Below are 8,549 nucleotides of genomic sequence, written 5' to 3' on the forward strand. Positions count from 1 at the left end.
CGCTGCCGTCGCCGATGGCGACGATCACGGCGGCCGTGGTCCTGACGCCCATTCCGGGCAGTGACGTCAGGAGGTGGAAAAGAGGGAGGGCCTCCAGCAGGGCCGCGATCTCCTGCTCGGTGACCTGTCGCTGGGCGTGGGCGGCGGCGAGCTGGGCGGCCAGACCCGGCACGATCAGCGCGGACGCCTCGGTGCCGGGAACGACGAGGGTCTGCTCGGCGAGCGCGTCGAAGATCTCGGTGGTGAGGTGGTGGGCCTTGCGTGAACCGTGTGCCTTGAGCAGGGCCTCGCAGCGGGTCCGGCCCAGTTTCCTCAGTCTCGCCGGGGAGCCGTGCCGTTGGAGGAGGGCCTGGACATAGGGGTAGGCCAGGCGTGGGCCGAGCACGCGCTCGAGGGAGGGGTGGATCTGGGAGAGCAGGCCGCGCAGCCGGTTGGTGGCGCGGTTGACCTCGCCGGCCAGGTCGTTGTCGTAGCCGGTGAGCATGGTCAGCTCGGCCAGTACCTCGTCGTCTCGGTCCACCGCGCGCAGGGTGTGCGGCATGGTCCGGGCGGTCTCGGCGATCACGAACGCGTCGCGGGCGTCGGTCTTGGCCTCGCCCGGGTGCAGGTCGGCGGCCCGGCGCATCGACAGCCCGGGCAGGTAGGCCACCCGGCAGCCCGCCGCGCGGGCCACCGTCAGCGGCAGCGCGCCGATGTTGGCGACCTGGTCCACGACCACCAGCACTGTCCCGAACTTCGCCACCAGCTTGCTGAACAGCTCCAGCAGCTTCGGCTCGGTGTTGGGCAGCCGCTTGTCGTGCACGGTCCTGCCGTCCCCGGTCCGGCCGTGGGCGTGGTGGAACTCCTTACCCAGGTCCAGGCCGAGGAAGAGATCTATCGCGGTCGTGTCGACCATGTGCGCGTGCCCCTCGCCTCTCGTCTTCCCAACTCCCGGCCGTCCCTGCGGCACCACACGCCGGCAACCACGTTACGCAGACATCCCCGCCCTGAAGCGGTCCGGCGTTGCACCGGACCGGGCGGTCGTCAGGCCCCTCATCAGCGGTCAAGCGGTGCCCCGAGGCCCGGCGGCAACACCCCCCAGGTCATGCGTGCGACAGGGGGCAAACAGCCATACCGGACCCGGGGGCCAGGCGCCCCGTTGCGGGGCCACGAGAAAGGTAACGGGCAGGCCGTAGCGGTCGACGTCGACGTGCGCGACCCGGACCGGACGGACGCTCTGGCGCAGGCGGCCGTGGACCACTACGGCCGTCTCGACATCGCCGTCGCAGCGGCCGGGATCCTGCGCCGCGCTCCGCTCACCGAGCTCAGCGACCAGGCGTGGCAGGACATGCTCTCCGTCGATCTCACCGGCGTGCTGCGCACCTTCCGCTCCGCGGCGCGCGTGATGACGGGGCCGGGAGCGATGGTGGCCGTCTCCTCGATCGCCGGCGGCGTCTACGGCTGGGAAGACCACGCCCACTACGCCGCCGCGAAGTCCGGTGTGCTGGGGCTGTGCCGCTCACTGGCCGTGGAACTGGCTCCCCGTCACATCCGCGTCAACTGCGTGATCCCCGGCCTCGTCGAAAGCCCCCAGTCGCTCGACCCCGTCAACTCACTCGGTCCCCAGGGCCTGGCCGACGCCGGCCGGCTGATCCCCGCGGGACGAGTGGGCACGGCCGATGAGGCCGCGCGCGCCATCCGGTTCCTGGCCGGCGACGCCGCCGCCTACATCACCGGGCAGCAACTCGTCGTCGACGGCGGGCTCACCGTCCGCTGGCCCAGCTGAGAGAAGACACGATGAGCAACTCACTCCGCCAACGCATCGCCCTGATCACGGGGGCAGCCAGCGGCATCGGTGCAGCCGTCGCAGACGCCTTCGCCGCCGAGGGAGCCCACCTCTTCCTCGCCGACCGCAACCTGGACGGAGCCGAGGCGACCGCGAACAGGGCGCGCGCCGCGGGGGCCAAGGCCACGGCCCACCAGGTCGACGTCACCGACGCGGACGCCACCCGCGCCATGGTCGATGCGGCACACGCGGAATCCGGACGCATCGACATCCTCGTCAACTGCGCCGGACTGCTCACCGAGGTGCCCTTCATCGAGATGCCACTCGACACCTGGGACGAAATGATCGACGCCGACCTGCGCAGCGTCTTCCTCTGCTGTCGCTGGACAGCACCGGTCATGGTCGAGCAGGGCGCCGGCCGCATCATCAACATCTCCTCCCAACTCGCGCTGAAGGGCGGTGAAAGCCTGGTGCACTACTCCGCGGCCAAGGCCGGCGTCATCGGCCTGACCAAGGCCCTCGCTCGCGAGCTCGCCCCGCACGGCGTCCTGGTCAACGCCATCGCACCCGGCCCCATCGACACACCACTTGTGGGCGGGATCAGCGAGGAATGGAAGAAAGCCAAGTAGGCCGAACTTCCCCTGGGCCGCTTCGGGGTCCCCGCGGAGGTCGCACCGACCGCCGTCCTCCTCGCCGGCGACCCCTCGGGCAACCTGTACGTCGGCCAGGTCCTCGGCCCCAACAGCGGCGACGTCATGCCCTGAGGGAAGAGACAGACACATGTGCGGTGCGTGCGGAACCGGAACGGTCCGTCCCCCCGGGAGGTCCTCCTCGCCGGCGACCGCCCTGCCGACCGGCGGCGACGGGCAACCACCGCCGCCCAGAGCGCCGGCGGACGTGTCAAGGTCGCACACCTCGACGGCGGCGCCTCCGAGACCACGCCGAACCCCGACGTACTTGAAGAGCGTTTTGTCCCGGCGGAAGCTGCCGGCGGTTACTTGCCCCCTGGTGTCTGAGTCAGGAGACCGGGGCCGTTGACGCTGTTCATCGGATACGTCGGCTTGATCACCGAGTAGGACCGGTAGTCGGGCTTGTCGGTGAAGGACGCCCTCATCGGTGTGGAGTAGTCGTCGAACTGGGTGAGGGGGCCGATTCCGGCGAACAGTCCGACGGTCCGGACCATCGAGGCGGTGCTGTAGAAGGTCGAGTCGACCTTCCCGGTCTGGGTGTACGGGCTGATCGCCAAGGCGAGCGTCCGGTGGGCATCGACATGGTCGGGCCCGTTCTGGGCTTCGTCCTCGGTGACGAGGACGACCGTGTCCTTCCAGAACTGCGAGTGGGACACCGCATCCACCAGCCTGCCGAGGGCGTAGTCGTTGTCGGCCACCATGGCCTTGGGGGTGGGCCGGCCGGCCGTGGTGCCGAAGGTGTGGTCACCGGGGAACCGGACGAACTGCACCGTGGGCATGTCGCCCTTGGCCTCGTACTCACGGAAGCTCTTCAGCCACTGGTCGACCCGTGGAGTCAGGCAGTTGTCCTTGGTGGGAGCGAACGTTCCCGCCGAGTCCGGGCAGCCCAGCTCGTCCTGGAACGCGTGATCGGTCCGGGCGTCGAGCACCGGGTCCCCGGCGTGGACCTCGTTCCCCCGACGCGTCACGTAGAAGCCGAAGTTCGCAAAGCTCACGCCGGCCTTGTCCAAGCGCTGCCAGAGATAGGAGTTCTGGGGATCCTGGGCGGCGTTCTCCGGGGCGTTGCGCTCGCTGGGGTACACGCCCTTGCGGCCGGAGTATGCCGCGGGCCATATCTGCTCGACGTAGGGATTGGAGTTCGACTGGGTCACCCAGGTCCAGGCGCTGGCGCTGACCTGGCCGGCGGCGTAGAAGTTGTCGATGGTGGTGAAGCGCCGTGCCAACTCGCGGGTGTTGGGCGCCGACTCGTCCCCGAACAGGTTGAGGCCGGGATCGCCGTTGCCCTTCCCCAGACTGCCGAGCACCTGGTCGTAGCTGCGGTTCTCCTTGACTACATAGATCACATGCTTGATGGGGGTCCTGTCGCCGGGCTTGCGCGGCACGACTGCGCCACCGACCCCGGTCAACGGGGCGTTGTTGCGCTCCACCCGGCGGGTGTACTCGTCGAGTTGCTCGCCGGATTCCGGCACGTCCACGCTGCTCAGCGTGCCGACGATCATCGACCCGACGTACTGGCTGGGTGACGTCCTGCCTGAGCGCTCGGGATCGGGATACCCAGGACCGTTGTTCGGGCCCGCCCCCAGCCCCCGGGCATTCGTGATCCGAAGGCGGTCTCTGTGCCAGATCACCGCACTGGGGTACCAACCGGTGGGAATCCTCCCCAGGACCTTGCCGTGGGTCAGGTCGACCACCGAAACGCTGTTGTTGCCGGAGTTGGTGACGAACAGCCGCTTGTCCGCGCCGTCCAGGGCCAGGCCGGTGGGATTGCTGCCGATGAGGGCCTCCTTGGACGGCGACATGGAGAAGCTGCGCGTCACCCTCTTGGTCGTGAGGTCCACTTCGCTGACGCTGTCGGCGTCGCCGTTCGCGACATAGAGCCTCCGGCCGGACGCGGAGAGCACCGACTTGTTCGGATGCAGCCCTACCTTGATCTGCCCCGTCACCTGAGGTGNNCTGCCACATCAACGATGTCGACGGTGTCGGAACCCTGGTTGGACACGTAGGCGGTGTGCCCGTCCTTGCCGAGCGTCACCCACACCGGCCGATGACCCGCGGCAACGGTCCGTACCCGCCCACTGGCCGTGTCGGCGACTGTCACGGCGTCACCGAGCTGATCGGCGACGACGAGTTTCTTCCCTTCCGGGGTCACGGCCAGGCCGGCCGGGAAAAGCGTGAGGGCCTTGCCGTCCGCGGTCTTGGTGGGCAGCTTGACGGGACCGCGTTCGGTGAGCCGCCCACCGGCAAACGACAGCACCCGGATCTTGGAGTTCGCCGCGGCACTGGCGTAAGCGGTCCTGCCGTCCGGACTCCACGCCAGACCTATGTACAGCGACTCCGGTGACGGATACGACAGGGTCTGGACAACCTTGTCCGTCCGAGTGTCGACCAACTGCAGACTCTGAACGCCCTGACCGTTGTTGGTCACCAGCAGATAGCGACCGCCGGGGTGAAGAACCGCGTTCAGCGGGAGGTTCCCGAGCCTCGTCTGATCACCTGCCGGTGTCACCCGGTACCCCACGGGTGTGACCGCAGTGCCGTCCTTCCGGGGGCCGGCGGTCTTGTCGGCGAGCATGGATGGGGCGATGTGCCGCGTTTCCGCGACTGACGGGTCGTCACCTCCGCCGGGCGCGGCGCCGGTCGGGGCCCTGGGCGCCCCGGCGGTGGCGACAGTGGCCAAAGCTGCACCGCCGATTGCGAGTGTACGTATCTTCGATCTGGCCATGGTCTTCTTCCCCTGCCCTGCAAGGCGGTGTGGCGTCGGCGTGGGGCTGAGGAAATTCTCCTCACTGAACCACTCTCGCCGCATGGGGCATTCAGGTGAATAAGCAAAATCGTCACGAAATGACCTGAATGAGCGCCAGGGATTGCCTTTCGCCACCTCAGGCGGTAACGCAAGCTCGTCAGCCGAGACTGAATGACCGAGTACACCGGCGTCAGTCAGGTCGCCGCCTGGTGACCTGTGCCGATGCGGCGGCGGCGCTGGGCCGGGAGAACACACCGGCCGGGGCGGAGCCGGTGTGCGGTCAGTTGCGCCGGCCGGCCGAGCGCGGCCGGCCGGTTGTGAAGGCCACCCCGCCGACCTGGCCGAACTCCTCGGCCGCCGCGTCATCGTCTGCTTCGAGGCCAAGCCCGGCGACAGGTCCGACGAGGCCCGCGTCAAGCTCTTGACCGGCGGTGGCCGCGTCAAGGCCCGNCCCGCCGTATGCGGCTGATCCCCTTCGAACGCGTCGTCCCCGACCACCGCAAGATCGACAACCTGGCGGACATCCTCGTCACCGAGGAAGGCCCCGGCATCCTCAGCCGGCTCGTCGACGGTGCCCTCCGCCGCCTCGCCGGCGACCGCGACCTGCGCGCCGAGGAGACCACGCTCTACGCCGCCTGCAGGACGTGGTGCCACAGTGAAGGCGCACCGGTCATGTCCTCGCGCGCCTTGCCGCTCGCACCCGGGAACTGGTCGGCCCGGCCTCGCCCGAGGAGATGATCCTGGCCGATCAGCGCAAGCACTGCCGGGCATCGGACTGCTCACCTTTCGCTGTCGCGTCTTCTGGCTCCTGCCCCACGACCGCGACAGCACCCCGACGGCCTGTACGCCAAGAGCGCCCCCGCCGAAGCCGTCGACCCCCGCACCCTCAAACCCCGCATCAAGAGCTACCGGACCGACGTTCCGAAGGCGGCCCGCTTCGAACGCGATGCAGGAACTCGGCACGACACCGCCCCTGTGGATGCCGGGACGCGACCCGCGCACCCCGCTGCTGTCGGGTGTCCATCGGCCACGACCCGGCGCGGACTGCTCGCCCGCCCGAACCGCGCAGGGCAAGGCACGCGGGTGGAATTCCACCCGCTCGACCAGTCCCGGGTCACCCGGCCGCGCCAGCGGGGCGTGGAGTACCGCTCGCCCGGTGGCCGCCACCGGGACCGCATCGTCGATGCCCGGGGCCCGGGCGGCCGAAGAGACCGCTCCGAAGCCGCCGGGTTTCGGTTGCGTGCCGTTGAGCTGTCCACGGCGTATGTCCGGCGCGATTCTGTGTCCCGGTGATGTCCCGCCCGTGGGTGAGGGGGCTGGACCCGGCTCGGGCCTGGGGCCGACGGGGCCGTCATATATCGTTGTCCGATATCGGTATCCGATATCAACGTGTGATGAGGTGCGGGGCATGGGCAAGGCGCCGATGACGGTATCCGGGGTGCCGGATGAGCTGCAGCGGCGGCTGGGGGTGCCGGATGCGGTGGTGATCGGTCTGGGGTCGATGATCGGGGCGGGGATCTTCGTCGCGCTCGCGCCGGCGGCCCGCTCGGCCGGGTCCGGGCTGCTGCTGGGGCTGGCGGTGGCGGCTGTCGTGGCGTACTGCAACGCGACCTCCTCCGCGCGGCTCGCGGCCCGCTATCCGGCCTCTGGTGGTACCTACGTCTACGGGCGCGAGCGTCTTGGTGATTTTTGGGGATACCTGGCCGGGTGGGGGTTCGTGGTCGGCAAGACCGCGTCCTGCGCGGCGATGGCCCTCACCGTCGGCTCGTACGTGTGGCCCGGCCAGGCCCACGCGGTCGCGGTCGCCGCCGTGGTGGCGCTCACCGCGGTGAACTACGCCGGGGTGCAGAAGTCCGCGCTGCTCACCCGCGTCATCGTCGCGGTCGTGCTCGCGGTGCTCGCGTCCGTCGTGGTCGCCGCCCTCACCTCCGCGAGCTCGGACGCGACCCGGCTCGACATCGGCTCCGACGCGGCCTTCGGCGGTGTGCTCCAGGCGGCGGGCCTGCTGTTCTTCGCCTTCGCCGGATACGCGCGGATCGCGACCCTCGGTGAGGAGGTCCGCGATCCGGCCCGCACGATCCCACGCGCGATTCCGGTCGCGCTCGGCATCGCCCTCGCCGTCTACGCCGCCGTGGCCGTCGCCGTCCTGACCGTGCTGGGCCCCAAGGGACTGGGGGAGGCTGCCGCGCCGCTGTCGGACGCCGCGCGGGCCGCCGGCGTCGGCTGGCTCTCGCCGGTGGTGCGGACGGGTGCGGCGGTGGCCGCGCTCGGCTCGCTGCTCGCGCTGATCCTCGGAGTGTCCCGCACGACCCTGGCCATGGCTCGCGACCGCCATCTGCCGCACACCCTGGCGGCGGTCCACCCGAAGTTCAAGGTCCCTCACCGGGCGGAACTCGTGGTCGGTGCCGTTGTCGCGGTGCTGGCCGCGACGGTCGATGTGCGCGGGGCGATCGGGTTCTCCTCCTTCGCTGTGCTGGTCTACTACGCCGTCGCCAACGCCTCCGCCCTCACCCTCACCCCCGGCGAAGGACGGCCCGCCCGCGCGATTCCCGTCGTGGGCCTGGCCGGATGCCTGGTCCTCGCCTTCGCCCTGCCCGTGACCTCGGTGGTGACCGGCGTCGCGGTGGTGGCCGTGGGCGCCGCCGCGTACGGAGTTCGCCGCATGGTGGCCGCCGGGCGCTGACCGCCCGCCCGGCGGCGGGCGGCGCGGGTCAGGAGCGGCGCAGCAGGATCATGAACCCGTAGTCCATGTGGAGCTGCTGGTGGCAGTGGAACAGGGACAGTCCGGGCTGGTCGGCGGTGAAGTCGAAGTCGAGTGCCTGGTAGCCGCCGAGCATGACGACGTCCTTGTCCAGGCCGTGGGTGGGGGTGCCGGCGATGTGGGTGACTTCGAAGGTGTGGCGGTGCAGGTGGAGGGGGTGGATGTCGTCGGTGGCGTTGCGGAACCGCATCCGGTACCGCCTGCCGCGGTCGATGTCCAGCACCGGCTTGTTGGTGTCCATGGAGAAGGGCACGCCGTTGAGGGTCCAGACGTTGAATCCCCTGTCGGCGGCGTTGCGTTTCTCCACCAGCAGGTCGATCACGTGGTCGGGCCGGGCGGCGGGGGAGCCGGGACGGGCGAAGTCGCGGTAGTCCCAGGTGAAGTGGGGCGGTGCGATCCACCGCGGGGATCCGCTGCGGCCCGCGTACTCCACCACGGTGCCCATGCCGTTCTTGCGGTCGTCGTCGGACAGGTCTCCCAGTACCCACACGCCGGGACGGTCCATCTCCACCAGGGCCGAGACGCGTTCGGCGGTGCCGATCCACAGCACCGGCACCTCGGTCGGGCGGGGCACCGGGTTGCCGTCGAGGG

The 8,549-nt window shown here is 70.1% G+C and carries 7 protein-coding genes and 3 pseudogenes; 6 read left to right on the forward strand and 4 right to left on the reverse strand.

Going from position 1 to position 8,549, the window contains the following annotated elements; all coding sequences use genetic code 11:
- A partial coding sequence (locus RH94_RS37360; RefSeq protein ID WP_073947617.1) for an IS110 family transposase occupies nucleotides 1–895 on the reverse strand: 895 nt, incomplete at its 3' end.
- A 243-nt stretch (nucleotides 896–1,138) separates the two neighbouring features.
- On the opposite strand from RH94_RS37360, the gene RH94_RS37365 reads away from it, so the two are divergent.
- Together RH94_RS37365 and RH94_RS37370 are read left to right on the forward strand one after the other, a co-directional pair.
- Nucleotides 1,139–1,765 carry an SDR family NAD(P)-dependent oxidoreductase gene (locus RH94_RS37365; RefSeq protein WP_234426331.1) on the forward strand — a complete coding sequence of 209 codons (627 nt, stop codon included), beginning with the start codon at nucleotides 1,139–1,141 and terminating at the stop codon, nucleotides 1,763–1,765.
- Between the two features lie 11 nt (nucleotides 1,766–1,776).
- Complete coding sequence (locus tag RH94_RS37370; protein ID WP_199881147.1) at nucleotides 1,777–2,394, forward strand: SDR family NAD(P)-dependent oxidoreductase; 618 nt, start codon at nucleotides 1,777–1,779, stop codon at nucleotides 2,392–2,394.
- Nucleotides 2,395–2,759: 365 nt separating this feature from the next.
- Here the strand turns inward: RH94_RS37370 and RH94_RS37375 are convergent.
- The coding region (locus RH94_RS37375; RefSeq protein ID WP_324614349.1) for a bifunctional YncE family protein/alkaline phosphatase family protein at nucleotides 2,760–4,405 on the reverse strand (1,646 nt) is incomplete at its 5' end.
- Nucleotides 4,406–4,407: 2 nt separating this feature from the next.
- Nucleotides 4,408–5,563, reverse strand: a pseudogene (locus tag RH94_RS46900) (beta-propeller fold lactonase family protein); the annotation flags it as partial.
- On the opposite strand from RH94_RS46900, the pseudogene RH94_RS46905 reads away from it, so the two are divergent.
- From RH94_RS46905 to RH94_RS37400, 4 genes and pseudogenes are all read left to right on the forward strand, one after another.
- Nucleotides 5,484–5,647, forward strand: a pseudogene (locus RH94_RS46905) (DNA primase); the annotation flags it as partial. The pseudogenes RH94_RS46900 and RH94_RS46905 overlap by 80 nt on opposite strands.
- 1 nt (nucleotide 5,648) lies before the next feature.
- Nucleotides 5,649–5,978, forward strand: a pseudogene (locus RH94_RS39205) (DNA primase); the annotation flags it as partial.
- 59 nt (nucleotides 5,979–6,037) lie between these two features.
- Nucleotides 6,038–6,490: a hypothetical protein gene (locus RH94_RS46910; protein ID WP_407697416.1), complete on the forward strand. Its 453-nt coding sequence runs from the start codon at nucleotides 6,038–6,040 to the stop codon at nucleotides 6,488–6,490.
- Between the two features lie 115 nt (nucleotides 6,491–6,605).
- Nucleotides 6,606–7,880 (forward strand): APC family permease, encoded by a 1,275-nt coding sequence (locus tag RH94_RS37400; protein ID WP_073952759.1) that lies wholly within the window; start codon nucleotides 6,606–6,608, stop codon nucleotides 7,878–7,880.
- Between the two features lie 28 nt (nucleotides 7,881–7,908).
- Here the strand turns inward: RH94_RS37400 and RH94_RS37405 are convergent.
- Nucleotides 7,909–8,549, reverse strand: a 641-nt coding sequence (locus RH94_RS37405) for a multicopper oxidase domain-containing protein (protein ID WP_158073127.1), incomplete at its 5' end; no start/stop codon positions are given.

The organism is Streptomyces kebangsaanensis (genome assembly GCF_001906585.1).
Classification (GTDB): Bacteria; Actinomycetota; Actinomycetes; order Streptomycetales; family Streptomycetaceae; genus Streptomyces; species Streptomyces kebangsaanensis.